The organism is Micromonospora parva, from assembly GCF_040649675.1.
GTDB lineage: Bacteria > Actinomycetota > Actinomycetes > Mycobacteriales > Micromonosporaceae > Micromonospora > Micromonospora parva.
On record NZ_JBEZFX010000005.1, the window covers coordinates 282512 to 307943 of the forward strand.

22 protein-coding genes and 2 pseudogenes are annotated in these 25432 nt (G+C 72.6%); 13 read left to right on the top strand and 11 right to left on the bottom strand.

The features are described 5' to 3' along the window. Window positions 1-280: pseudogene (locus tag AB0C03_RS15110) on the top strand (hypothetical protein); the annotation flags it as partial. A gap of 355 nt (window positions 281-635) precedes the next feature. Here AB0C03_RS15110 and AB0C03_RS15115 read toward each other — a convergent pair. From AB0C03_RS15115 to purS, 4 genes are read right to left on the bottom strand one after another with little or no spacing between them, the layout of a single operon-like run. After that, window positions 636-1391, bottom strand: coding sequence for a 2-phosphosulfolactate phosphatase (locus AB0C03_RS15115; protein ID WP_030332199.1), 756 nt, complete (start codon window positions 1389-1391; stop codon window positions 636-638). 4 nt (window positions 1392-1395) lie between these two features. Then, complete coding sequence (gene purL / locus AB0C03_RS15120; protein ID WP_357637160.1) at window positions 1396-4065, bottom strand: phosphoribosylformylglycinamidine synthase subunit PurL; 2670 nt, start codon at window positions 4063-4065, stop codon at window positions 1396-1398. 55 nt (window positions 4066-4120) lie between these two features. After that, on the bottom strand, window positions 4121-4804 hold the full coding sequence (gene purQ / locus AB0C03_RS15125) for a phosphoribosylformylglycinamidine synthase subunit PurQ (protein ID WP_210862630.1): 684 nt from the start codon (window positions 4802-4804) through the stop codon (window positions 4121-4123). Beyond that, window positions 4801-5064 (bottom strand): phosphoribosylformylglycinamidine synthase subunit PurS, encoded by a 264-nt coding sequence (gene purS / locus AB0C03_RS15130; protein WP_030332194.1) that lies wholly within the window; start codon window positions 5062-5064, stop codon window positions 4801-4803. The genes purQ and purS overlap by 4 nt, the downstream gene beginning before the upstream one ends. A gap of 356 nt (window positions 5065-5420) precedes the next feature. Between purS and AB0C03_RS15135 the strand changes: the two genes are divergently transcribed. Next, window positions 5421-6101 (top strand): S1 family peptidase, encoded by a 681-nt coding sequence (locus AB0C03_RS15135; RefSeq protein ID WP_210866968.1) that lies wholly within the window; start codon window positions 5421-5423, stop codon window positions 6099-6101. Between the two features lie 24 nt (window positions 6102-6125). Next, a complete protein-coding gene (locus tag AB0C03_RS15140; protein ID WP_081883826.1) occupies window positions 6126-6689 on the top strand; it encodes a YbjQ family protein in 564 nt (187 codons plus the stop codon). 101 nt (window positions 6690-6790) lie between these two features. On the opposite strand, the gene purB is transcribed toward AB0C03_RS15140, so the two are convergent. The 4 genes from purB to AB0C03_RS15160 form a co-directional block, all read right to left on the bottom strand. Further along, complete coding sequence (purB, locus tag AB0C03_RS15145; RefSeq protein ID WP_357637164.1) at window positions 6791-8215, bottom strand: adenylosuccinate lyase; 1425 nt, start codon at window positions 8213-8215, stop codon at window positions 6791-6793. A gap of 61 nt (window positions 8216-8276) precedes the next feature. Further along, window positions 8277-10673: a hypothetical protein gene (locus tag AB0C03_RS15150; protein WP_357637167.1), complete on the bottom strand. Its 2397-nt coding sequence runs from the start codon at window positions 10671-10673 to the stop codon at window positions 8277-8279. After that, window positions 10666-11700, bottom strand: a complete 1035-nt coding sequence (locus AB0C03_RS15155) for a glycosyltransferase family 2 protein (protein ID WP_357637170.1) — start codon at window positions 11698-11700, stop codon at window positions 10666-10668. The genes AB0C03_RS15150 and AB0C03_RS15155 overlap by 8 nt, the downstream gene beginning before the upstream one ends. Window positions 11701-11860: 160 nt before the next feature. After that, on the bottom strand, window positions 11861-13153 hold the full coding sequence (locus AB0C03_RS15160) for an acetyl-CoA C-acetyltransferase (protein ID WP_357637173.1): 1293 nt from the start codon (window positions 13151-13153) through the stop codon (window positions 11861-11863). A gap of 54 nt (window positions 13154-13207) precedes the next feature. Here AB0C03_RS15160 and AB0C03_RS15165 point away from each other — a divergent pair, with 54 nt between their 5' ends. The 7 genes from AB0C03_RS15165 to AB0C03_RS15195 all read left to right on the top strand — a co-directional run bounded on the left by AB0C03_RS15165 (window position 13208) and on the right by AB0C03_RS15195 (window position 20302). Then, window positions 13208-14569 (top strand): 3-oxoacyl-ACP reductase, encoded by a 1362-nt coding sequence (locus tag AB0C03_RS15165; protein WP_357637175.1) that lies wholly within the window; start codon window positions 13208-13210, stop codon window positions 14567-14569. After that, window positions 14569-15435, top strand: a complete 867-nt coding sequence (locus AB0C03_RS15170) for a MaoC/PaaZ C-terminal domain-containing protein (RefSeq protein WP_357637178.1) — start codon at window positions 14569-14571, stop codon at window positions 15433-15435. Before AB0C03_RS15165 ends, AB0C03_RS15170 begins: the two co-directional genes overlap by 1 nt. A 130-nt stretch (window positions 15436-15565) precedes the next feature. Next, complete coding sequence (locus tag AB0C03_RS15175) at window positions 15566-16318, top strand: NUDIX hydrolase (protein WP_210866964.1); 753 nt, start codon at window positions 15566-15568, stop codon at window positions 16316-16318. Then, the gene (locus AB0C03_RS15180; protein ID WP_357637182.1) at window positions 16315-17286 is read left to right on the top strand and encodes a serine/threonine protein kinase; all 972 of its coding nucleotides are present in this window, start codon (window positions 16315-16317) and stop codon (window positions 17284-17286) included. The genes AB0C03_RS15175 and AB0C03_RS15180 overlap by 4 nt, the downstream gene beginning before the upstream one ends. 9 nt (window positions 17287-17295) lie before the next feature. Then, complete coding sequence (locus AB0C03_RS15185; protein WP_357637185.1) at window positions 17296-18255, top strand: hypothetical protein; 960 nt, start codon at window positions 17296-17298, stop codon at window positions 18253-18255. Then, entirely contained in the window at window positions 18252-19514 is a 1263-nt protein-coding gene (locus AB0C03_RS15190) for an adenylosuccinate synthetase (protein ID WP_357637188.1), read from the top strand. Before AB0C03_RS15185 ends, AB0C03_RS15190 begins: the two co-directional genes overlap by 4 nt. A 170-nt stretch (window positions 19515-19684) precedes the next feature. After that, the gene (locus AB0C03_RS15195; protein WP_030332169.1) at window positions 19685-20302 is read left to right on the top strand and encodes a DedA family protein; all 618 of its coding nucleotides are present in this window, start codon (window positions 19685-19687) and stop codon (window positions 20300-20302) included. Between the two features lie 25 nt (window positions 20303-20327). On the opposite strand, the gene AB0C03_RS15200 is transcribed toward AB0C03_RS15195, so the two are convergent. Next, window positions 20328-20969, bottom strand: a complete 642-nt coding sequence (locus tag AB0C03_RS15200) for a response regulator (protein WP_030332168.1) — start codon at window positions 20967-20969, stop codon at window positions 20328-20330. Then, the gene (locus AB0C03_RS15205) at window positions 20966-22117 is read right to left on the bottom strand and encodes a sensor histidine kinase (protein ID WP_357637193.1); all 1152 of its coding nucleotides are present in this window, start codon (window positions 22115-22117) and stop codon (window positions 20966-20968) included. Before AB0C03_RS15205 ends, AB0C03_RS15200 begins: the two co-directional genes overlap by 4 nt. A 167-nt stretch (window positions 22118-22284) precedes the next feature. On the opposite strand from AB0C03_RS15205, the pseudogene AB0C03_RS15210 reads away from it, so the two are divergent. Continuing rightward, window positions 22285-22956, top strand: a pseudogene (locus AB0C03_RS15210) (DedA family protein). Here AB0C03_RS15210 and AB0C03_RS15215 read toward each other — a convergent pair. Next, the gene (locus tag AB0C03_RS15215) at window positions 22931-23569 is read right to left on the bottom strand and encodes a TetR/AcrR family transcriptional regulator (RefSeq protein ID WP_030332161.1); all 639 of its coding nucleotides are present in this window, start codon (window positions 23567-23569) and stop codon (window positions 22931-22933) included. The pseudogene AB0C03_RS15210 and the gene AB0C03_RS15215 sit on opposite strands and share 26 nt — an antisense overlap. Window positions 23570-23636: 67 nt before the next feature. On the opposite strand from AB0C03_RS15215, the gene AB0C03_RS15220 reads away from it, so the two are divergent. Next, complete coding sequence (locus AB0C03_RS15220; protein WP_357637197.1) at window positions 23637-24089, top strand: SCP2 sterol-binding domain-containing protein; 453 nt, start codon at window positions 23637-23639, stop codon at window positions 24087-24089. Window position 24090: 1 nt separating this feature from the next. Next, window positions 24091-25305 (top strand): acyl-CoA dehydrogenase family protein, encoded by a 1215-nt coding sequence (locus AB0C03_RS15225; RefSeq protein WP_357637200.1) that lies wholly within the window; start codon window positions 24091-24093, stop codon window positions 25303-25305. Window positions 25306-25432: the final 127 nt, after the last annotated feature.

Sequence of the window (25432 nt, forward strand, 5' to 3'; positions counted from 1 at the left end):
CGGGTACGACCAGGGCGGCAGCTACGGCCAGGAGCCTCCGGCGCAGCGCGGCGGCGGCTACGACGACCGTGGCTACGACCAGGGTGGCTACGGCCAGCCCGCCGGCGGGTACGACCAGGGCGGCAGCTACGGCCAGGAGCCTCCGGCGCAGCGCGGCGGCGGCTACGACGACCGTGGCTACGACCAGGGTGGCTACGGCCAACCCGCCGGGCGGAACCGACCGGACACCCCGCCGCCGACCGAGCGCGGCGGTCGCCGCCTCGACTGGCTGGACGACTGACCCCCACCACAGCGCAGCGAAACGGCCACCCGGAGATCCGGGTGGCCGTTTCGTCGTGGCAGACGGCGGCCGCCGTCCCAGGACCGACCCTGCTCCAGGCCGGCTGTTGCAGCGCCCCTGATCAGCAGTAGATCCACTCGCGTTTCAGGGAGTCGGGGTGTCCCACCGGCCCGGACACCCCGATTTTCTGAAACGCGAGTCGATCATGGCCGGCAGCAGACGACCGGTGCGGGCGGGGCCACGGCCTAGCCGACGTCGGCGGACGAGGCCTGGCCGGCGGGGGGTAGGCGTCAGGCCTAGCCGACGTCGGCGGACGGCAGGCCTGGCTGGCGGGCGACCGGCCTCGCCGGCTCGCTCAGGCGGCGGAGAAGACGCCCTGGTGGAGCACCGGCACCACGTCCGACACGCCGATCCGGACGGCCACCTCCACGTCTGCGGCGAAGCCGGTCTCGGTCAACTCCCGCCCGGAGACGCTGCCCCGCACGGCGGCGGGCACATCCGGGGTGCTCGCCAGCGCGGCGAGCGCCATGGCCGCCTCCACCGACAGCCCACCCGGTACGCCGGAGAGGGCGTCCAGCACCGACGCGGCGCCGAGTTGGTCCTCCACCGACGGGCGCAGCGACCCGTCCGGCCACTGCTCCCCCGAGGCGATCACGCCGATCGGGGCGTCCACAGTGCCGTACCCCTGGCGGCGCAGCCAACCCCCGACGGCGCGTGCGTTGCGCAGGCACGCCGCGACCACCGGCAGGCCGGTGGCGCTGGCGGCGGCGCTGATGGCGGAGCCGTTCGGCGAGGGCAGCACGAGGTCCGCCACCACGGGTGCGCTGCTCAGCGCGGCGGGCGAGAGCGACCACGGATGGTCCGGGGTCGTCTGCCGCCGCCCGACGGCAGCGGTCGCGCCGACCCGGACGGCGTACTCGGCGGCCTGCTCACCCCAGGGGAACGGGTGCACCCGCATGCCCCGGGCGACCGCCACCTCCACGGTGGTGGTGAACGACAGAACGTCCACCACCACCAGCGCCGCGCAGACCCGACCGAGCTCGGCCGCCCCGGTCAGCCCCCAGTCGAACCGGGCACCGGATCCGGGTTGGCCGTAGACAGCGGCCGTCAACGCCTCAGCGCTCGTCGGTCGACGGCTCGGTGACACCGGGGTCAGACTCGGACGCCGCAGCGGGCTGTTCTGATCCGATCGGCTCGACCGCCCCGGTCTCCGGGGACGGGCCCGACGAGGCGATCGGCTCGGAGACCACCTCGGCCGCGTCGACCGGCTCGGCCGGCTCGCCCGGCAGCGGAACAGCCTCGACCGCACCCGCCACACCGGCGGCCGGCGCGGGCACCTCGACGGCCGCCGATCCCCCGAAGAGGCGCGGCAACGTCTCGGTGTGCGCGGCGCGCAGCTCGTCCAGGCCGATCCGGAACTGGCCGTGCACCTCAAGCGCCCCACCGGACGGGTCGGTGACGCCGATCAGCTCGAACGGCACGCCCCGCTCGGCGCAGAGCGCCGCGAACGCCTTGTCGTGGCCACGCGGCACCGACACCAGCGCCCGCGTGGCGGACTCGCTGAACAGGTAGACGAACGGCATGGATCCCTCGGCGAACTGCTCCGGCACCGCGATCCGGGCACCGACCCCCCGCCGCAGGCAGGACTCGACCAGGCTCTGGGCGAGGCCACCGTCGGAGAGGTCGTGTGCCGAGCTGAGGTGACCGACGCGGGCCGCCTCGGCCAGCAGCTCGGCGAGCGCCTTCTCCCGCGCGAGGTCGACCTGCGGCGGGATGCCGCCGAGGTGCTCGTGCGTCACCCAGGCCCACTCCGAGCCGGACAGCTCCACGTTCGTCTCGCCGAGCAGGTAGAGCTGGTCGTGGTCGCCACCGGCGCGCGGCACGAAGCCCATCGGCACCCGATCGGCGACGTTGTCCAGCACACCGAGCACGCCGACCACCGGGGTCGGGTGGATGGCCGCTGCACCGGTCTGGTTGTAGAAGCTGACGTTGCCGCCGGTCACCGGGATGCCCAGCTCCAGGCAGCCGTCCGCCAGACCGCGCACGGCCTCGGCGAACTGCCACATCACGCCCGGGTCCTCGGGGGAGCCGAAGTTGAGGCAGTTGGTCACGGCGATCGGCTTCGCGCCGGTCACCGCCACGTTCCGGTACGCCTCGGCCAGGGCCAGCTTGGTGCCGTTGTACGGGTCCAGTCGGGCGTAGCGGCCGTTGCCGTCCACCGACAGCGCCACGCCGAGACCGGTCCGCTCGTCGATCCGGACCACGCCGCCGTCCTCCGGCTGGGCGAGCACGGTGTTGCCCAGCACGTAGCGGTCGTACTGCTCGGTGACCCAGGTCTTGTCGGCCAGGTTCGGCGACGCGATCATGCGCAGCACGGTCTCCCGCAGCGCCTCCGGGTCGGCCGGGCGGGGCAGCGTCTCGGCGCGGTCGGCCTGGAGCAGGATCAGGTCGGCGGGCTCCCGCATCGGGCGGGCGTAGACCGGGCCGTCGTCGACGAGCGAACCCGGCGGCACGTCGACGACCAGGTGGTCCTGCCAGGTGATCAGCAGTCGACCCGGGCGGCCGTCCGGCTCCGGTGCGGTGACCTCACCGATGGCGGTGGCGAGGACGCCCCACTTCTCGCAGGTCTTGAGCACCGCGTCGAGCTTGTCCGGCTCGACGACCAGCAGCATCCGCTCCTGCGACTCGCTGGCGAGGATCTCGTGCGGGTCCATGGAAGGCTCGCGCAGCGGGACCCGCTCCAGCCAGACCCGCATGCCGGTGCCGGCAGCGGCGGCGGTCTCGGTGAGCGCGCAGGTCAGGCCGGCGCCGCCGAGGTCCTGGATGCCGACGACCAGTTGGCCGTCGTACAGCTCGAGGCACGCCTCGATGAGCAGCTTCTCGGTGAACGGGTCGCCGACCTGCACGGCGGGGCGGCGGGCCTCGCTGCCCTCGTCGAAGGTGGCGCTGGCCAGCACCGAGACGCCGCCGATGCCGTCGCGGCCGGTCTTGGCGCCCATCAGCACGACAACGTTGCCCGGCCCGGCGGCCGCCTTGTTCTGCAACCGGTTGACCGGCAGCACGCCCAGGCAGAGCGCGTTGAGCAGCGGGTTGCCCTGGTAGGAGGGGTCGAAGACCAGCTCGCCACCGATGTTGGGCAGGCCCAGGCAGTTGCCGTAGCCGCCGACGCCGGCGACCACACCGGTGAGCACCCGGGCGGTGTCCGGGTGGTCCGCGGCACCGAAGCGCAGCGGGTCCATCACGGCGACCGGGCGGGCACCCATGGCGAGGATGTCGCGGACGATGCCGCCGACGCCGGTCGCCGCACCCTGGTACGGCTCGACGAAGCTCGGGTGGTTGTGCGACTCGACCTTGAAGGTCACCGCCAGCTCGTCGGAGACCTGCACGACACCGGCGTTCTCACCGATGCCGGCGAGCAGCCGGTCGCTCTGCGGGGCCTTCTCGCCGAACTGGCGCAGGTGCACCTTGCTCGACTTGTAGGAGCAGTGCTCGCTCCACATGATCGAGTACATGGCCAGCTCGGACTGCGTGGGCCGGCGGCCGAGGATCTGCCGGATCCGGTCGTACTCGTCGTCACGCAGGCCCAGCTCGGTGTACGGCTGAAGCTCGCCCGGAGTGCCACCGGCGCGCGGCACGGTGTCCACGCCCTCGGCCCAGACGGCGGTGGCCGGCTGGGCGGGAGCGGTCGCGGGTGCGACCGGCTGGGCCGGGCTCGGCTCGGTCGGCTGCGCCGGTGCGGAGTACGCCTCCGGTGTGTCCCGTACCGGGTCCGGATGGGTGGTCATGACCTCTCCTCGCTGCGCTCGGGCCCGCCAGGCCGGCGGTTGAGCTGACCGATGATCATGCTGGTGCCCCGACCAGGTGCTTGAGGGCCGACGTGAAGAAGCCGAGACCGTCCAGCGAAGGGCCAGTGAGCGCCTCCACCGCGTGCTCGGGGTGCGGCATGATGCCGACCACGTTGCCGGCGGCGTTGGTGATCGCGGCGATGTCGCGCTGGGACCCGTTGGGGTTGCCACCGATGTAGCGGGCGACCACCCGGCCCTCGGCTTCGAGCTGGTCCAGCGTCGCGGTGTCCGCGACGTAGCAGCCCTCGCCGTTCTTGACCGGAATCAGCACCTCCTGGCCGGGCTGGAACGCGTTGGTCCACGCCGTGCCGGCCGACTCGATGCGCAGGACCTGGTCCCGGTTGCGGAAGTGCAGGTGCTGGTTGCGGGTGAGCGCACCGGGCAGCAGGTGCGCCTCGCAGAGGATCTGGAAGCCGTTGCAGATGCCCAGCACCGGCAGACCGCCCCGGGCGGCATCCACGATCGTCTCCATCACCGGAGCGAATCGGGCGATGGCACCGCACCGCAGGTAGTCACCGTAGGAGAACCCGCCGGGCAGGACGACCGCGTCGACCCCGTGCAGCTGCGGGTCACCGTGCCAGAGCCGGACCGGCTCAGCGCCGGCGATCCGGACGGCCCGGGCCGCGTCCCCGTCGTCGAGCGAGCCGGGGAAGGTGACCACACCGACCCGGGCGGTCACGAGCGGGCATCCGCGGTCTCGTCGGCCTCGACCAGGCGGACGGTGAAGTCCTCGATGACCGGGTTGGCGAGCAGTTTGTCGGCAATTTCCCGAGCGCGGTCCAGGTCCGGTTCACCGGTGAACTCGATCTCGATCCGCCTGCCGATCCGAACCGAGGCGACGTCACTGACGCCGAGCCGGGGCAGCGCGTTTGCGACGGCCTGGCCCTGCGGATCGAGGATCTCGGGCTTGAGCATGACGTCGACGACGACGCGAGGCACTGGGCACTCCTGACTGTGTACGCAGTTGGGTGCCGACCCACAATGGGCGAGCGCAGCCAGCGTACCTGGCAGATATCGCCGCGGGCGCACCGGCCGGCTGGAGTTCAGGCAGTGCTCAACACTACCGGCGCCCAGGGTGGCCCGTCAGGCGCTACAGGTGGCCTCAGCAGGACATATACGGCGCCGCGGGTGGCTGAATCGTTACATTGATCAAACTCGATCAAGTCCTTGATAATGATCGCGGCGGGACCTACTGTACATCGACGTAGGTCGATTCAGGCGTTCACGGGAATCCCCGTTGCCGCCCCATCCGCACCCGGCGACCCCGGGTCCGCCCCGCCCAAGGAGTCCACCCGATGCGCATCCGCCCCCTGCTCGCCGTCCTCAGCACCGCACTGGTCGGCGCCCTCGGCGTCACGTCCGCAGCGTCCGCCGCCCCGGTCAGTCCACTCATCATCGGCGGCAGCACCGTCTCGTCCGCGCCCTGGGCCGCCGCGGTGCTCAGCAACGGCTCGTTCACCTGCTCCGGCAGCGTCATCGCCGCGCAGTGGGTGCTCACCGCCCGGCACTGCATCAGCGGCACCATGTCGGTGCGCATCGGAAGCGTGAACCGCACCTCCGGCGGGGTCACCCGCACGGTCAGCGCCACCTACACCCGCTACGACCTCGCGCTCATGCGGCTCTCCAGCACCGTCAGCACCTCGGCGGTGAGCCTGGCCAGCAGCAACCCGCCGATCAACTCGACGAACTCGATCTACGGCTGGGGCATGACCTGCTACAGCGGCTGCTCGGCGTCCACCCAGCTGAAGACCGCCAGCGTCCGGGTGACCAGCAACAGCGTCACCGACGCGTACGGCGGCCAGGCGATCCGCAGCACCCGGATCAACGGCAACGCCTGGCGCGGTGACTCCGGCGGCCCGCAGTTCTACAACGGCCAGCAGGTCGGCGTCGCCTCCACCGCCGACGGGTCGAGCATCCAGAACTACGGCAGTGTTGCGTACAACCGGGCCTGGATCACCTCGGTGGCCGGTGTCTGACGGTTAGCGCCCGGCGCGGCGCGGATGGTCGGCCACGTGCCGGCCGTCCGCGCCGCGCTGTTTTGCAGCATCCGATCAGGTGAACAATGCACACGATCGGGTCGCGCCACTCCTGACAGCATCGGAAACGTGCTGGTCGTGACGACAGAGCAACTGCCCGGCTACGAGATCCGCCAGATTCTCGGTGAGGTGGTGTCATCGATGGCCAGGACGCGCAACCCGTACCGCGAGGGGGTCAAGAACCTGCGCGGCGGCGCGTACGACCCGATGGCCCCGGACAACCTGACCCGGTGGCGCACCGACTCGGTGGCCCGCCTCGGCGAGGAGGCCCTGCGGCTCGGCGCGAACGCGGTGATCGGCATGCGATTCGACAGCCGGGACTGCGGCGAGATGTGGATGGAGATCTGCGCGTACGGGACGGCCGTGGTCGCCGTACCCAAGATGCCCGAGGTCATGCCGGCCGACCAGCCGGCGGTCGCCGCGGAGACCGCGGAGCCGGCGGGCTTCACCGGATCTCCCGGCGGCATCGCCGAACCCGCCAGCGCCCCCAACCTGAGAACCGCCGCCGAAACCCCGACCGGCGACTGACACCCGGCCCACCCTGCCCTGTTGATCAAGAGGTTTCGGTCACCAGGGAGATCGAAGTTGACGCAAACCTCTTGATCACCGGGAGAGGGTGGGGGCTGGGGTTAGAGGATGGGGGGTGGGCTGTAGGTGGCGGCGTCGGGGTGGGTTTGCACCACCTTGGTGATCCGCTTGGTCACCGCTGCCACCTGGGCCTGGGCGGCACCGACGAAGGCGTTGCGGTCGGCGACCAGGGTGTCGATGTCGGCGCGGGACAGGCCGAGCCGGCCGTCCGCCGCCAGGCGGTCGAAGAGGTCGTTCTCCGGTGCGCCCTTCTCGCGCATCGCCAGCGCCACCGCCACCGCGTGCTCCTTGATCACCTCGTGGGCGACCTCCCGGCCGACGCCCCGACGGACCGCCGCGACCAGGATCTTCGTGGTGGCCAGGAAGGGCAGGAACCGCTCCAGCTCCCGGTTGATCACCGCCGGGTACGCGCCGAACTCGTCGAGCACGGTGAGGAACGTCTGGAACAGCCCGTCGGCGGCGAAGAACGCGTCCGGCAACGCCACCCGGCGGACCACCGAGCAGGACACGTCCCCCTCGTTCCACTGGTCACCGGCCAACTCGCCGACCATCGACAGGTAACCCCGGATGATCACGGCGAAGCCGTTCACCCGCTCCGACGAGCGGGTGTTCATCTTGTGCGGCATCGCGCTGGAACCGACCTGACCCGGCTTGAAGCCCTCGGTCGCCAGCTCCTGGCCGACCATCAACCGGATCGTGGTGGCCAGCGACGACGGCGCGGCGGCGGTCTGTGCCAGCGCGGCCAGCACGTCGAAGTCGAGTGAACGCGGGTAGACCTGCCCGACACTGTCCAGCACCCGGGAGAACCCCAGGTGCTCGGCGACCCGCCGCTCCAACTCGGCCACCTTGTCGGCGTCGCCGTCGAAGAGGTCGAGCTGGTCGGCTGCCGTGCCGACCGGTCCCTTGATCCCCCGCAGCGGGTAGCGGGCGATCAGCTCCTCCAGCCGGTCGTACGCGATCAGCAGCTCCTCCGCCGCCGACGCGAAGCGCTTGCCCAGCGTGGTGGCCTGGGCGGCGACGTTGTGCGAACGGCCGGTCATCACCAGCTCGGAGTGCTCGTACGCCAGGAAGGCGAGCCGGGCCAGGGTGGCCACCACCCGGTCGCGGATCAGCTCCAGCGACGCGCGCACCTGTAGCTGCTCGACGTTCTCGGTGAGGTCCCGGGAGGTCATCCCCTTGTGCACGTGCTCGTGCCCGGCGAGCGCGCTGAACTCCTCGATCCGGGCCTTCACGTCGTGCCGGGTGACCCGCTCCCGCTGCGCGATCGAGGCGAGGTCGACCTGGTCGAGCACCCGCTCGTACGCCTCGACCACGCCGTCCGGCACCGGCACGCCCAGGTCGCGCTGGGCGCGGAGCACGGCGAGCCAGAGCCGCCGCTCCATCCGGACCTTTTCCTCCGGGGACCAGAGGGCTGCCAGTTCGGGCGAGGCGTACCGGTTGGCCAGCACGTTGGGGATCGTCGTCACGTACCTCATTGTCCCGCACCCGCTGGTGGACGCCGGGACCGGGCCGGGGGTGCTCAGGTCGTCACTGGCGGTTCAGCTCGTAGACGGTGACCGGGCCGGCGACCAGCCGGACCTGCGCCAACCCGGCCAGCTCCGCCGACACCGCGCCCGCCCGGCTGTCGGCGAAGAGCCACCGGACCCCGTGCTCGGTGCGGAGCCGGTCCAGGTCCGCCCGGGTCGGCCTGCTGAACACCCCGTCGTTGAGCGCGAGCAACGCCTGATCGGGGAAGCTCTGTCGGGCGTACCCGAGGTTCTCGACGCCGTGCGCGGCCACCACCTCGTCGGTGTAGCCCCAGCTCTCCACCACCGTGCGGTGCCCGCCCAGGCCGGTCACCCAGAACGCGCGGGCGTCGCAGTGCGGGGTGGTCCGCACCGGCCGACAGTGCACGTTGGTGGCGACCACGTCGTCGTCGGCGGCGTTGTCGTCCAGCCACAGCGCCGCGCGCATCTCGTCGGCGGTCAGCGCGTACGCCTGCGGCACGGTCGCCGGCACCGGCTCGGTCAGCACCGAACGGACGGTCCCGCCCACGACGACGGCGGCGCTGGCACCGAGCATCGCCGCGGTCACCCCGGCCAGGGCGATCGCCGCCGCCCGCCGACGACCCGCCGGGGCTGCCCGCCCCGGGACCGACGACGGGACGCGGCGCCGCCACAGGGCGGCCACCCCGACGGCGAGCGCGGCGGCCACCGCCACGAACAGCACGTACCGGGCCGCCGAGAGACCCAGCACCCGCAGCCAGCCCTCGACGGTCGAGGTGGTGGGGGTGCCGGGACGGCTGATCCTCGGCACGGCGAAGCCCACCACCGTGCCGGCCGTGGCGAGCCCCGCCAGCGCGCCGGCCACGGCGGGCACCACCAGCACCGGCCAGGGCGCCCGCGCCTGGGCGAGGGACCAGGTGGTCAGCACGACACCGACCGGGATGACCCCCATCCAGAAGTAGATCTGACTGATCGACGGGTGCTGGAACACCCAGGTGGCTCCCGCCCCGGCCAGTACCGTGCCGGCGAGCAGCCAGACGGCCGGATCGGCCCGGTGCCCACCGTCGACGAGCAGGCCCATGCCCACCCACCGGGGCGTCTGACCCAGCACCCACCAGGCGACCACGGCGAACGCCAGCAGCCAGCCGAGAACACCGCCGTCGTTGATGCCCGGCGGCAGCGGCGCGCTCGGCCAGATTCCGTCACCCGTGCCGAGGGTCTCCGCGTACGGGGCGATGAAGTGCAGCAACGCCAACGCCTGCACGCGCAAGGTGCCCGCCCCGCCACCGGCGAACAGCCGGAAACCGAGCGCCATCGCCGCCACCAGGCAGGCCAGCGCCACCAGTGCCGGTCGGGGGACCTGTCGCCTGCGCCACCAGAACACGACGACGGTGAGACCCAGGCCGGCGATCAGCGGCGGCACCGCGCTGGACTTCGCCCCGGCACAGACCAGCCCGAGCACCGGAACCAGCGGCCAGGCCGCGCCGAGGGACCGCCCCCGGGCCACGTCGACGACCAGCCCGGCGAGCAGCAGCAGCGGCACCAGCGCGTACGTCTGGGAAGGGCTGGCGTACGACAGCGGAATCTCGCCGGATACGCCGACTGGCGAGCCGAGCGTGACAGTGCTCCCGGTGAAGGCGGCGAGGGCGGCCACCGGACCGGCCCAGACGGCCCCGCTCAGGTCGCGGGCGAGCCCGGCCGCGAGCAGCACCGCCGTACCGATCACCGGCACCAGCCAGAGTCGCAGCAGCACCACCGCCGGCGAGATTCCGGTGATCATGCTGCCGCTGGCGATGTGCGCGTCGGACAGGTAGTGGTAGCGCAGCGCCTCCCCGGCGACGTGCGGCAACTCGAACGGCATAGCCCGGGTCAGCTCCTGCACCAGACCCAGGTGGTAGAGCACGTCCTGGTAGTAGCTGCCGTACACCGGCGGCAGCGGAACCATCCGCCACTGGGTGTAGCCCCAGGCCAGCACCAGCAGCAGCGCCGCGCCCATCCCCCAGTGCCAGGCCAGCGGCAGTGGACGGCGCCCGCCGACCCGCCAGTGCCGGCGCTGGCGGGGGACGGCGGCGAACGCGACGAGGACGGGCAGCGGCCACCACCGCAACAGGGACTGCTGACCGGTCGCGGCGGCCAACGCCCAGGCGATGATCTCCAACAGCAGGCCGGTGGCCGCGCCGTAGCCGAGGTCCTCCGGGAGGTTGCCCCGGCTGCCGCGCAGCGCGCGGTGCACCAGGGTCCCGGGAAGCACCAACGCGAGGACCCAGTACGCGCCGAACCGCGCGACGTCCAGGGTGGGCACGCCGCCGCGCGACCAGGCCACGAGCAGCGCGGCGATCACCAGCGCCCACGGGAGCGTGCTGAGCAGCGGTACGAGAACGGTCCGGCGCGACGTCGGGGTCGGGGTGTCGATCCGCTCGGCTACCAGGGTGTCAGCCACGGACGCCGACCACCGAATCGAAGCTCGGCGTACGGTCATCGCCCCGTGCGACGGGCTTCGCACCCGCGGGCTCATCCCGCTCGTCCCGGGAGTCGAACCCGATGTGGAACGCGGGCCGGTTCTGCACCGTGGCGTAGATCCGGCCGACGTAGTCACCCAACAGGCCGAGGCAGATCAACTGCACCCCACTGAGCAGCAGCACCGCGACGAACATCGACGTCCAGCCGGGGATGGTGGCGCCGGAGACGTGCACGACCATGCCGAACACGATCAGCGCGAGGCAGAGCAGGAAGCTGGACATCCCCAGCCAGGTGGCCAGGCGCAGCGGCGCGGCGGAGAAGTTCGCGGTGCTCTCCCAGGCCAGGGCCATCATCCGGCGCAGCGGATACTTCGTCTCGCCGGCGGCGCGGGCCTCCCGGTCGTAGCGCACCTCGGCGCTGGGGAAGCCGAGCGACGGCACCAGCAGCCGATAGACCGGGGCGCGTTCGGGCAACCGGCGCAGCACCTCGATCACGTCCCGGCTGAGCAACCGGAAGTCGCCGGCCTGCGCGGGCAGGTCGACGCCGACGAGCCGGCGCATCGCCCAGTAGTAGCCGCGGGCGGTGTTGCGCTTGAACATCGTGTCGGTGCTGCGGTCGGCGCGAACGCCGTAGACGACATCCACCCCGTCCTCGCGGGCCACCCGGAGCATCTCGGCGATGGTCTCCGGCGGATCCTGGAGATCGGCGTCGAGGCTGACCACCCACTGGCCGACGGCCCGGTGCAGGCCGGCGGTCAACGCCGCCTGGTGGCCACTGTTGCGCCGCAGCCGGAGCACCCGCAGTTGCGGCCACTCCCGGCCGCGGTCGAAGAGCGCCGACACGGTGTCGTCCCGGCTGCCGTCGTCGACGGCGACCACCTCGTAGTCGACGGCGAGCGCGTCGAGCACCGGTCGCAGCCGGGCGACCAGCGCTGGGATGACCGCAGCCTCGTTGAACATCGGGATGACCACCGAGAGGGTGGTCGTCCGGCTGAGGGCTGACTCCACGGTGACACGCCCCGTTTCCGCACGCAGGAGTGAGCAGTTCCCGCGCCGAGAGCGCGGCAACGATCACGATCGCGTGGTAAACCCTCGGCCAGCGGACCAACTCCTGAACGGTCCGTTAACGCCCGCCGGCAGGCGTCCCGATAAGGGACGGACCGTGCGTTCAGCGCTCCAGGATGGCTGTCACGCCCTGACCGCCGGCGGCGCAGATGGAGATCAGCCCGCGTCCGCTGCCCTTCTCGGCCAGCAGTTTGGCCAATGTGGCAACGATCCGCCCGCCGGTGGCGGCGAACGGGTGCCCGGCAGCCAGCGACGAGCCGTTGACGTTGAGCCGGTCGGTGTCGACCGCGCCCAGCGGCGCGTCCAGGCCGAGCCGGTCCTTGCAGAACTCCGGCGACTCCCAGGCGGCGAGGGTGGCCAGCACCTGCGACGCGAACGCCTCGTGGATCTCGTAGTAGTCGAAGTCCTGCAACGTCAGGCCGGCGCGGGCCAGCATCCGGGGGACCGCGTACGCGGGTGCCATCAGCAGACCCTCGTCGCCGTGGACGAAGTCCACAGCCGCCGTCTCCGACCAGCTGAACCAGGCCAGCACCGGCAGGTTGTGCGCCGCCGCCCACTCCTCGCTGGCCAGCAGCACAGTGGATGCGCCGTCGGTGAGGGGCGACGAGTTGCCGGCGGTCATGGTGGCGTGCTCGGCGTCCGGGCCACGGGTGCCGAAGACCGGCTTGAGCGAGCCGAGCTTCTCCAGGCTGCTGTCCGGGCGCAGGTTCGCGTCGCGGGTCAGCCCCAGGTACGGCGTCATCAGGTCGTCGAAGAAGCCCCTGTCGTACGCGGCGGCGAGCCGCTGGTGCGAGCGCAGCGCCAGCTCGTCCTGGGATCGCCTGTCGATCTGCCACCGCACTGCGGTTCGGGCGGCGTGCTCACCCATGGACAGGCCGGTACGCGGCTCGGCGTTGCGCGGGATGTCCGGCTTGAACGGCTGGAGCGGGCGCAGCTTCGCCGCGATCTTGAGCCGTTCGCCCAGGGTGCGCGCGCTGTTGAGCTTGAGCAGCGTGCGGCGCATCTCCTCGTTGACGGCGAGCGGGGCGTCGGAGGTGGTGTCCACGCCGCCGGCGATGCCCACGTCGAGCTGGCCGAGGGCGATCTTGTTGGCGACCAGGATCGTCGCCTCCAGGCCGGTGCCGCACGCCTGCTGGATGTCGTACGCCGGGGTGTGCGGGTCGAGCCGGGAGCCGAGGACGACCTCGCGGGTGAGGTTGAAGTCGCGGGAGTGCTTGAGCACCGCTCCGGTCACCACCTCGCCGACCCGCTGCCCGGCCAGGCCGTAGCGGGCGATCAGGCCGTCGAGGGCCGCGCCGAGCAGGTCGGCGTTCGACGCGTCCGCGTAGCGGGAGTTGGAACGGGCGAAGGGGATGCGGTTGCCCCCGATGACCGCGACCCGCCGGATGCTCTGCACGATCCGCCTCCTCAAGATGTGTTGCTCAAACCTACTCGCCAGTAGGCTACGCCCATGACCGACAGGTACGCGAGCTTCGTCCAATCGGCCGCCGGCCGCGCGCTGGTCAAGCGCCTCGGGCTGCCCGACCCGCCCCGACTGCGCCGGCACCACCCCGGCGACCCGCTGCTGCCCGGGCCGGCGCTGCTCGGCGCGGCCACCGGCGGCCGGCTCGCCGAGCCGCTCGCCAAGATGCTGACCGCCGCCGGGGTCGAGCTGGCCGACCCGGCGGCCACCGGGCAGCGGTACGGGGCACTGCTCTTCGACGCCACCGGGGTCACCGACTCGACCGAGCTGCGCCAGCTCTACGACTTCTTCCACCCGCAGGCCCGGGCCGTGCTGCCCAGCGGTCGGGTGATCGTGCTGGGCACCCCTCCACGGGAGTGCGCGACACCCCGCGAGGCGACGGCCCAGCGCGCCCTCGAAGGTCTGGTCCGCAGCATCGGCAAGGAATTCGGCCGGGGCAGCACCGCGCAACTCGTCTACGTGAGCCGCGCCGACGGCCCGACCCTCGCCGCGGGCACGGCCACCAGCCTCGAATCGACCCTCCGTTTCCTGCTGTCCGGGCGGTCCGCGTACGTGTCGGGGCAGGTCGTGCGGGTCGGCGGCGGCACGGCGAGCGCCCCGGCCGACTGGGACCGCCCACTGGACGGTCAGGTGGTGCTGGTCACCGGCGCCGCGCGGGGCATCGGCGCGGCGCTGGCCAAGGTGCTGGCCCGCGACGGCGCGACGGTGGTGGCCCTGGACATCCCGGCGGCCGGCGACGCGCTCGCCGCGGTGGCGAACGACATCGGCGGCACCGCCGTCCAACTCGACCTGACCGCGCCGGACGCGCCGACCCGACTCGCCGAGCACCTGGCCAGCCGGCACGGCCGGGTCGACGTGGTGGTGCACAACGCCGGCATCACCCGGGACAAGACGCTCGGCCGGATGGACGCCGACAGGTGGGACCAGGTCATCGACGTCAACCTCTCCAGCCAGGAGCGGATCAACGACGTGCTGCTGGAGCGGAAGCTGATCCCGACCGGCGGACGGATCATCTCGGTCTCCTCGATCGCCGGGATCGCCGGCAACCGGGGGCAGACCAACTACGCCACCAGCAAGGCTGGCGTGATCGGGTTGGTCGACTCACTGGCCCCGACCCTGCGGGAACGGGGGATCAGCGTCAACGCGGTGGCCCCGGGCTTCATCGAGACCCGGCTCACCGCGCGCATCCCGCTCGTGGTCCGCGAGGCGGGCCGGCGGATGAACAGCCTGGCCCAGGGCGGGTTGCCGGTGGACGTGGCCGAGACGATCGGTTGGCTGGCCTGGCCGGCCAGCGGCGCGGTCAGCGGAAACGTGGTCCGGGTGTGCGGGCAGAGCCTGCTGGGGGCGTGATGGGCGGGCAGCCGGGACCGGGCGGTCGTACCAGTGTCGAGCTGGCTCGGATGCCGGCGGCCGGGGCGCTGCACCGACGGGCGTTGCTCGGCGCGCTGCCGGGCCTCGGGGGCGGGCGGCGCGGGCCCGACCTGCCGGCGGTCGAGTTGACGGTGGGCGGGGTGACAGTGGACCGGGGGCGGTTGGCCGACTACGACCGGGTCTGCGGGTTCCGGCTGAGCGATCGGCTGCCCGCGACGTTTCCGCACGTCATGGGCTTCCCACTGGCCCTGCGCCTGATGACCGCGCCGGACTTCCCCGTCCCGCTGCTCGGTCTGGTGCACGTGGGCAACCGGATCACCGTGCACCGCCCGATCACCGCCGACGAGACCCTCGACTTCACCACGTACGCGGAGAATCTGCGCCCACACGACCGGGGGCGGCAGGTCGACGTGGTGCTGGTCGGCTCGGTCGACGGGGAGGAGGTGTGGCGCGGCGTCTCGACGTACCTCGGTCGGGAGCGCACGCCCGGCGGACGCGACCGGGGCGAACGGCCCGCGCCGCCGACGGCCACCGCCCGCTGGCGGGTGGACCCGCGCATCGGTACGGAGTACGCGCGGGTCTCCGGCGACCACAACCCGATCCACACGTCCCGACTCGGGGCGCGGCTGTTCGGTTTCCGCCGGCCGATCGCGCACGGCATGTGGAGCAAGGCGCGCTGCCTGGCCGCGCTGGAGGCCCGACTGCCCGACGCGTACACCGTCGAGGTCGCCTTCAAGCTGCCCGTGCCGCTGCCGAGCACTGTGAGCTTCGCGCTGCTGCCGGACGGCGGCTTCACACTGCACGACTCCCGTGGCCGACCACACCTGACGGGTCACCTGCGCTGAACGCACCGAAGCGTCCCGTGCGCTGAGCGCACCGAAGCGTCCCGTGCGCTGATTGCGTCCTCTTGGCAACGGCGCCCCCATACGTTAAGTTGTTCTCATAACGAGATGTTCTCAGAATGAGAGTGACACGATGAACGAGCAGGAGTTCCTGGCCGCGTACGACCCCCGGGCCTACCCGTCGGTCGCCGTGACCGTCGACGTGGTGGCGCTGACCATCCGCGAGGACGCGCTGCACCTGCTGCTGATCCGGCGCGGCGAGGCACCCTTCGCCGGGCACTGGGCGCTGCCCGGCGGCTTCGTCCGCCCCGACGAGGACCTGACCGCCGGCGCCCGACGGGAGCTGGCCGAGGAGACCGGGCTCGGCGGCGAGGAGCTGCGCCGCGTACACCTGGAGCAGTTGGGCAGCTATGGCGCTCCCGACCGGGACCCGCGGATGCGGGTCGTCTCGATCGCCCACCTCGCGTTCGCCCCCGACCTGCCGGACCCCGCCGCCGGCAGCGACGCCGACGAGGCGATCTGGCTGCCGGTGACCGCGTTGACCAGCCGACAGCTCGCCTTCGACCACGGCCGGATCATCGACGACGCGCTGGAACGGGCCCGCTCCAAGCTGGAGTACACCCCCCTCGCCACCCGCTTCCTCGCCGCCGAGTTCACCATCAGCGAGCTGCGGGCCGTCTACGAGACCGTCTGGGGGCACCCGCTGCACGCCGGCAACTTCCACCGCAAGGTGCTCTCCGTGCCGGGCTTCGTGGAGAGCACCGGCGCCAGCACCGAGCGCGGTGGGGCCCGGGGCGGCCCCCGCGCCCGGCTCTACCGGGCCGGCGACGCCCGGCTGCTGCACCCGGCGCTGCTGCGCCCCGCCCGCGAGGAGACGGTGCGGTGAGGACCACCGAGGCCATCCGCCTGGTCGCTGCCGCCCGCACCGACACCGACCTGTTCGGCACCGATCAGTCGGCCCGCCGCTACCGCGAGCTGGTCGCGGCCCTGCACCCCGACCGCCTGCCGACCGACCCGGCGGTACGCGCCGAAGCCACCGAAGCCTTCATCCACGTCACCACCCGGTGGCAGGCCCGGCGGGTCACCGTCCTCGGCGACTACCGCCTCGGCGCGCCGGTCCACTCCGGCGATCTCGCCGACCTCTACGACGTCGGCGACGACCGGCTGCTCAAGCTGCCCCGACAGCCCACCGACAACGACCTGATGGCCCGCGAGGCGCACGCCCTGCACACCATCGCCGAGCGCGGCGACCCGCGCTACCTGCCGTACGTGCCGAGGCTCGTCGACGAATTCCGGCACCGCGACAGCGTGACCGGCGCCGAACGGCGGATCAACGTGCTCGCCACCGCATCCGGCCTGCACACACTAGACGAGGTGCGGCGCGCGTACCCCGACGGTTTGGACGCCCGGGACGTGGCCTGGATGTGGCGGCGGCTGCTGGTGGTGCTCGGCCTGGCCCACCGGGCCGGCATCGTGCACGGCGCGGTAGTGCCGCGACACGTCCTGATCGAGCCGGACGCCCACGGCGTGGTGCTGGTCGACTGGTGCTTCTCCGCCCCCGTCGGCAGCACGATCCCGGCGCTGGTGCCCGGCCACGAGGACTGGTACCCGCCCGAGGTCGCCCAGAAGCGGCAGTGCGGGCCGGGCACCGACATCTGGATGGCCACCCGCTGCATGACCTCGCTGCTCAACCGCCACGCGCCGCGCGAGCTGCTCACCTTCGCCCAAGGCTGCCGTCAGCGCCGCCTCTCCGACCGGCCCGACGACGCCTGGGGCCTGCTGCGCGAACTCGACCAGGTGCTGGACCGGCTCTACGGGCCCCGCACCTTCCGCCCCTTCACCCTCACCCGCTAAGGAGCTGTCATGGGCAGTGGAATCTGGTCCACCGACGTGTACGACGCCGCCGACCGCTACCGCCGGTCCACCGGCAAGAGCGCCTTCTCCTACAGCGACAGCGGAGCGCGCACCGTGCACCCCGCGCTCGACCCCCGCGACGCGATGCGCGAGAGCCGCGACTCCGCCGAACACCCCAGCTCGACGCCCGTCGCCGTGCTCTTCGACGTGACCGGCTCGATGCGCACGGTCCCACGGATCCTGCAGACCAAGCTGCCGCAGCTGCTCGGGCTGCTGCAACGGCAGGGGTACGCCAGCGACCCGCAGATCATGTTCGGCGCCATCGGCGACGCCACCTGCGACCGAGTGCCGTTGCAGGTGGGCCAGTTCGAGTCGGACAACCGGATGGACGACGACCTCGGCCGGATCGTCCTCGAAGGCGGTGGCGGCGGGCAGATGAGCGAGTCGTACGAGCTGGCCATGTACTTCATGGCCCGGCACACAGTCACCGACAACTGGGAGAAGCGCGGTCGACGCGGCTACCTGTTCATCATCGGCGACGAGCTGGCGTACCCGCAGGTGAAGGCCCGGGAGGTGGCCGCCCTGACCGGCGACAACCTCGCCGAGGACGTGCCGCTGCGGCAGGTCGTCGACGAGGTGACCCGCCGCTGGGACACCTACTACCTGCTCCCCGCCGGCAGCCACTACGCCGGCAACGCCACGGTGCTCGACTTCTGGCGGGACCTGCTCGGGCAGAACGCCGTCGTCCTCGACGACCTCGACGCGGTCTGCGAGACCATCGCACTCACCATCGGCCTCGGCGAACAGGCGATCGACCTGGACGAGGGCCTCCGCCACCTGGACCGAGCCGGCTCCACGGCCACCGGGACCGTGTCGAAGGCGCTGGCCCGCCTGGGCCGGGGGCGGCGGGCCGAGGTGTCGACGCTGCCGGCGTTCCGCGACACCGCCAGCGGGGTGACCCGGCTGTGAGGCACCTGGCGGTGGTCGACCTCGGCTACGGCGACGCCGGCAAGGGCACTGTCGTGGACTGGCTCTGCGCCACCCGTGGAGTGCACACCGTGGTCCGCTTCAACGGGGGCGCGCAGGCGGCGCACAACGTCGTGCTGCGCGACGGGCGGCACCACACGTTCGCGCAGTTCGGGGCGGGCACGTTCCATCCGGGTGTGCGTACGCACCTGTCCCGGCACGTCGTGGTGGACCCGCTGGCGCTGGCCGCCGAGGCCGACCACCTCGCCACGGTCGGGGTGAGCGACGCGCTCGACCGGCTGACCGTCGACGGGGACGCGCTGCTCGCCACCCCGTACCACCGGGCCGCCAACCGGGCCCGCGAGATCGCCCGGGGAGCCGACCGGCACGGCTCCTGCGGGCTGGGGGTGGGCGAGGCCGTCGCGTACGGTCTCGCCCACCCGAACGACGCGCCACGGGTCGCCGACTGCCACAGCCCCGCACTGCTGCGCCGTCGGCTGACCGTCCTGCGGGACCGGTTGACCGCCGAGCTGGGCCCGCTGGACGCGCCACCGATCGAGGACTGCCTGCCCGCGTTCACCGGGTTCGCCGGGCGGGTCGCCATCGTCGACAGCAGCTGGCTGGCCGGGGCGCTGCGCACCGGGACCTGCGTCTTCGAGGGTGCGCAGGGGGTGCTGCTCGACGAGTGGCACGGCTTTCACCCGTACACCACCTGGAGCACCACCACGTTCGCCAACGTCGACAGTCTGCTCGCCGAGGCGGGCCGGCCCGGCGACGTGACCCGGATCGGGGTGTTGCGCGTCGTCACCACCCGGCACGGGGCCGGCCCGTTGGTGACCGAGGACCCGGCGCTGCCGTTCACCGACCGGCACAACGGCACCAACCCGTGGCAGGGCCGGTTCCGGTTCGGCCACTTCGACGCGGTCGCCCACCGGTACGCCCTCGCCGCGGCGGGCGGCGTCGACGGCCTGGCGCTGACCCACCTCGACCTCGCCGGCCCCGGGCTACGGATCTGCCGCCGCTACGACACGACCGACCGGCTCACCCCCGGCCCACCGGGTGACCTGGACCGGCAGGCCGCGCTCACCGCCCGCCTGCTGCGCTCCCGCCCGCTGTACGACGAAGCGCCGCAGGACTGGCCAGCAGCGGTAGGCGCGGAGCTGGACACACCGGTGGTGCTCACCTCACACGGCCCCACCGCCGACAACAAGACCCCACACGGCCCGCTGCTCGCCCCACAGGCCCTGGCCCGCACGGCCTAACCCACCCCCCAACCCCCACCCCACCCCGTCGATCTTGCACTTTCGGTTGTCGTTATGCGGCACTTGCAGGGTTTGGTCCAGGCACAAAGTGCAAGATCGGCGCAGGGCGAGGTGGGGGTGATCCCGCGGCTTCGGCCACCGGGCGGGTCGTACCCGGCGAGCATGGGGACATGGATTCCGCGCTCGACCTGCTCCGACAGCTGGTCACCTCACCGTGGGTGTACCTGTTGATCTTCGGGCTCACGGCGGTCGACGCGTTCTTCCCGGCCGTACCCGGCGAGGCGGCCGTCATCACCGCCGCCGTGCTCTCCACCAGCGGCAACCCCAACCTGGCGGCGGTGATCGTCGCCGCCGCGGTGGGCGCCTGCGCCGGCGACCACGTGTCGTACGCCATCGGGCGCGGTGGCGGCGCGAACCGGCTCGCCGGATTCCCCGACGGCAGCCGCCGACGGGCCAGCTCCGAGTGGGCGCGCCGCGCGCTGGACCGACGCGGTGGGCTGATCCTGACCACCTCCCGGTACCTGCCGGGCGGCCGGACCGCGGTCACCCTCACCATGGGCGCGGTGCGGTATCCCCGCCGGTCGTTCCTGCTCTACGACGCGATCGCGGCGGTCACCTGGGCCCTGTACTGCGGGTTGCTCGGCTACTTCGGTGGGCTGGCCTTCGAACGCCACCCCGTCAAGGGCGTCCTCGCCGGGATCGGCCTCTCGGTGATCGTCACGCTGGGCATCGAGGGCGTCCGGTGGCTGCGGCACCGGGCGCACCGCCGCGCCGCCGCCCGCCACTGACCGGGCCGGATCGGCCTGCCGTTCGTCAGAGCAGGTCGGCGTCGTGCACCAGGATGGCCAGCTGCACCCGGTTGCCCGCCTGGAGTTTCGCCAGCGCCCGGCTGACGTGCGCCTTCACGGTGGCCTCGCTCATCGTCAGCTGTCTGGCGATCTCCGCGTTGCCGAGCCCGCGCGCCACCTCCCGGACGATCTCCAGCTCGCGCGCGGTGAGCGGCGCGAGTCGCTGCCGGGCCGCTTCCCGACGGGCCGGACCACGCTCGGCGAACGAGCTGATCAGGCGCCGGGTCACCGTCGGGGCGAGCATCGCGTTCCCGGCGGCCACCGTCCGGACGGCGGCGGCCAGCTCGCGGGGTGGGGTGTCCTTGAGCAGGAATCCCACCGCCCCGGCCCGCAACGCCCGGTGCACGTACTCGTCGAGGTCGAAGGTGGTCAACATGATCACCTTCGGTCCGGCGGAGACCACCTCGGGCGCGACGGTCAGCCCGTCGACGCCCGGCATCCGCACGTCGAGCAGCACCACGTCGGGGCGTAACCGGTGCGCCTGCTCCACCGCGCCGGCACCGTCGGCCGCCTCACCGACGACGGTGATGTCCTCGGCCGCCTCCAGGATCAGCCGCAGGCCGGCACGGACCAGGTGCTCGTCGTCGACCACCACCACCCGGATCACGCCGCATCCGCCAGCGGGATCAGAGCCCGAACCAGGAAGCCGCCGTCCGCGGGCCGGGCCTCCAGTCGGCCGCCGAGCAACTCCACCCGCTCACGCAGCCCGAGCAACCCCTGGCCGGCACCGGGCAGCGCCGTCCCACCCTCGGACGGACCGTTACGGACCAGCACCTCCAGCCCGTCCGGCAGGTAGTGCAGGCCCACGACGGTCTCGGCGTCGGCGGCGTGCTTGCGCACGTTCGTCAACGCCTCCCGGACCACCCGGTACGCGGTACGCCCCAGGGTCGCCGGTAGCACCGTCGGCACACCCTCGTCCTGCCGGGACACCCGCAGCCCGGCGGCCCGGGACTCCCCGATCAACTCGTCCAGCGCGTCCAGTCCGCGCTCCGGCAGCACGGCCGGGCCGGCCTGTCGCAGCACGCCCAGCACCTCACGCAGGTCGGTGAGCGCCTGCCGCCCGGTGGTCCGGATCAGCGCGGCGGCCTCGACTGTCGCCGGGTCCACGGCGGTCACCTCCAGCGCGCCGGCATGCACCACCATCAACGAGACGCGATGCGCCACCACGTCGTGCATCTCCCGGGCGATCCTGGTCCGCTCCTCGGCACGGGCCTGGTCGGCGCGGGCCTCCTGCTCGCGTTCCAGCCGCTCGGCCCGGTCCCGCAGTGCGGCGAGGGTGTCCCGGCGCGCCCGCACCCAGAGGCCGAAGACCAACGGAAGCCCGACCAGACCGGCGGCGAGGATCAGCACGTTGCCGCTGGTGGCGGTGGTGATCCGGCGGGTGCCGCCCACCTCCAGCCCGACCAGCACCCCACCGGCGAGCACCACCGCCGCACCGGCGAGGTAGCCGGCGAGCCGTCGACCGCGCAGCCGCAGGCCCGCCTGGTACGAGGCGACCACCCCGGCCGCAGCGGCGGCGAGCACCAGCCAGCCGACCGCCGCGACCAGGAACAACGGCCAGCGGCGCGTCCGGATCATGCCGGCGGCCCAACCCGAGGCGACCGCGAGGACGAACGCGACGACGCCCGGCAGCGGGGAGCGGACGCCGATGTCGCCGGTCGAGCTGGCCCAGACGGCTGCCGCGACGGTGACGGCGAGCAGCACCGAGGCGTACCGCTGGACGGCCCGCCGGACGGCGACGGCGCTGGAGGCCACGCTGCGAGCTTAGGGCTCGGCGGCCGGATCGAGGCGTCCCGCGCGGCCAGACCGGGGTGGCGTGAGGGATGACCCCTACCCGCCGTCGGGGCCGGATGCGACCTAAGTAGTGGGGCCCGGCTGACCACTGGCCGATGGCGGCAGCCGCCGCTCCCACCAGCATCAGGATCATGGATCTACTCGACCTGCTGCACGAGACGATGTCCTCGCCCTGGGTGTACCTGGCGATCTTCGCGATCGCGGTGCTCGACGGCTTCTTCCCGGTGGTGCCGAGCGAGACGGCGGTGATCACCGCTGGAGTCTTCGCGGCCTCCGGCGCGCCGTACCTGCCGGCGGTGGTCCTGGTGGCCGCCGCCGGGGCGTTGGTCGGCGACCACGTCTCGTACGCGATCGGACGGGGCGGTGGCGCGCGGCTGCTCGACCGGCTGCCGCCCGGAAGTCGACGCCGGGCCGCCGTCGACCGGGCCGGGCGGGGAATCGCGACGCGCGGCGGGCTGATCCTCACCGTGGCCCGCTACGTGCCGGGCGGCCGGACCGCTGTCACCCTCACCATGGGCGCTGTGCACTATCCCCGGCGACGCTTTCTGGCCTTCGACGCGCTCGCCGCAGGGTCGTGGGGGCTCTACTCGGCGCTGGTCGGCTATCTGGGCGGGTTGGCCTTCGAGTAGGACCCGCTGCGTGGACTCCTGCTCGGTCTGGGCCTCGCGCTGACGGTGACGGTGGTCGTCGAGGTGGTGCGGTGGCTCCGCGGGCGTCGGCGGCGTGCCGCGCGGGCCGACGAGTCGGGCGGCGACGCGGTCCGCGCCGGGGCCGTCAGTCGACCGGCGGACGCCAGGTGACGCCGTGCAGGAGTTGGGCGGCACCGAGCCAGGCCACGTTCATCATCCGGGTGGCGGTCTTCTCCGGGTCGGCGTCCGGGTGGTCCGCGAGCCAGTCGGCCAGCGACTCGGTCGCGCCGACCAGGGCGTACGCGACGACCTCCAGGTCGAGGGCGGCGATCTCGCGGCCCTCGGCGCGCAGCGCGTGGTCGAGCATCCCGGCGACCACATCGACCAGCCGGGCCCGCATGGTGGCCAGCTCGCCGGCGAACGGCTGCTCGCCCCGGGCCTGCCGGTAGAGCACCGCCCAGCCGTCCCGGTGCGCGCCCACGAAGCCGAAGAACGCCCTCAGCCCGCGCCAGAGCCGCTCGTCGGCTGGCAGGTCGGGGGCCGCCGCTCCGGCGATGGCCTGCATCATCCGGGTGCCCTCCCGGTGCAGGCAGGCGACGAAGAGCTCCTCCTTGGTGCCCAGGTACGCGTAGACCATGGGCTTGGAGATGCCGGCGTCCTCCGCGATCTCGTCCATGCTGGCGGCGTGGAAGCCGCGTCGGGAGAAGACCTTGACGGCCGCGTCGAGCATCTGCTGCTCGCGGACGGCGCGTGGCAGGCGCTTGAAGGCGGGAACGGTGGACACCTTGCGAGCATACCTACTCGTGCGTAGGGTTACGCGCGAGTAGCCAAATCTTCGGAAGGCGCACCTGATGACTGACTTCGACCCGGCCACCTTCGCCAACGTCGGCCCCAAGGAGTTCGCCCAGCTGGTCAAGTCCACCCCGGACGACAAGATCGCCCAGGTGATGGCCGGTGACATGCGGGACAAGGTCCTCGGCGAGGTGTTCGGTCGGATGCCGTCGCTGTTCCGCGCCGACCGGGCCGGTTCCACCAACGCGGTCATCCACTGGATCATCACCGGGCGGCCCGACGGCGGCAGCGACACCTACGAGGTGGTCATCGCCGACGGCACCTGCGTCGTCAACGAGACCCCGCAGCACGACCCGAAGCTGAGCCTCACCATGGGCCCGGTCGAGTTTTTGAAGATCGTCTCCGGTGGCGCCAACCCGGTGATGATGTTCATGACCGGCAAGCTGAAGGCGAAGGGCGACCTCGGCCTCGCCGCCAACATCGCCAACCTGTTCGACATCCCCAAGGCCTGACATGGCTGAGTTCTCGCTCGACCTGAACGAGGAACAGCGGGATCTACGCGACTGGGTGCACGGCTTCGCCGCCGAGGTCGTGCGCCCAGCCGCCGCCGAGTGGGACGAACGCGAGGACACCCCGTGGCCGGTGATCCAGGAAGCCGCCAAGGTCGGCCTCTACGGCTTCGAGTTCCTCGCCACCTGCTGGGCCGACCCGACCGGGCTCTCCCTGCCGATCGCCAGCGAGGAACTCTTCTGGGGTGACGCCGGCATCGGGCTGAGCATCTTCGGCACCTCCCTCGCCGTCGCCGCCATCTACGGCGCCGGCACCCCCGACCAGATGGTCGAGTGGGTGCCGCAGTGCTTCGGCGACGTCGACTCGCCGGCCGTCGCCGCGTTCTGCACCAGCGAGCCGGAAGCCGGCTCCGACGTTGGCGCGATGCGCACCCGGGCCGTCTACGACGAGGCCACCGACGAGTGGGTGCTCAACGGCCAGAAGGCGTACGCCACGAACGGCGGCATCGCCGGAGTGCACGTGGTCACCGCCTCGGTCGACCCCACGCTCGGCTCCCGGGGCCAGGCGGCGTTCGTCGTACCGCCCGGCACCCCCGGCCTGGCCGCCACCCGTAAGCTGCGCAAACTCGGCCTCCGCGCGTCCCACACCGCCGACGTCTTCCTCGACGGGGTACGCGTCCCCGGCCGCTGCCTGCTCGGCGGCAAGGACGCCCTCGACGAGCGGTTGGCGCGCGCCCGCTCCGGGCAACGGGCCAGCGGACAGGCCGCGATGCGCACCTTCGAGTTGTCCCGACCCACCGTCGGCGCCCAGGCGCTCGGCGTGGCCCGCGCCGCCTACGAGTACGCGCTGGACTACGCGAAGGACCGGGTCCAGTTCGGACGCCCGATCATCGAGAACCAGGCGGTCGCGTTCGCGCTGGCCGACATGCGGATGGAGATCGACGCGGCGCGGTTGCTGGTCTGGCGGGCCTCCTGGATGGGCCGCAACAACCGCCCGTTCACCGCCGGCGAGGGCTCGATGTCCAAGCTCAAGGCCGGCGAGGTGGCGGTCTCGGTCACCGAGAAGGCGGTGCAACTGCTCGGCGGGGCCGGCTTCCTGCGTGACCACCCGGTCGAGCGCTGGTACCGGGACGCCAAGATCTACACCATCTTCGAGGGCACCTCGGAGATCCAACGACTGGTCATCTCCCGGGCCATCTCCGGGATGCAGATCCGCTGACCGCCGTCGGCCCGACCGCCCTCGCGCCGGTCGGGCCGACGCGGCCCGGATTCCACGATCTGTGCCGTCTTCGTCACCCCACGCCGACGCCAACTGGGCCCTCAGCCGCGCCCAGTGCATGATCAAA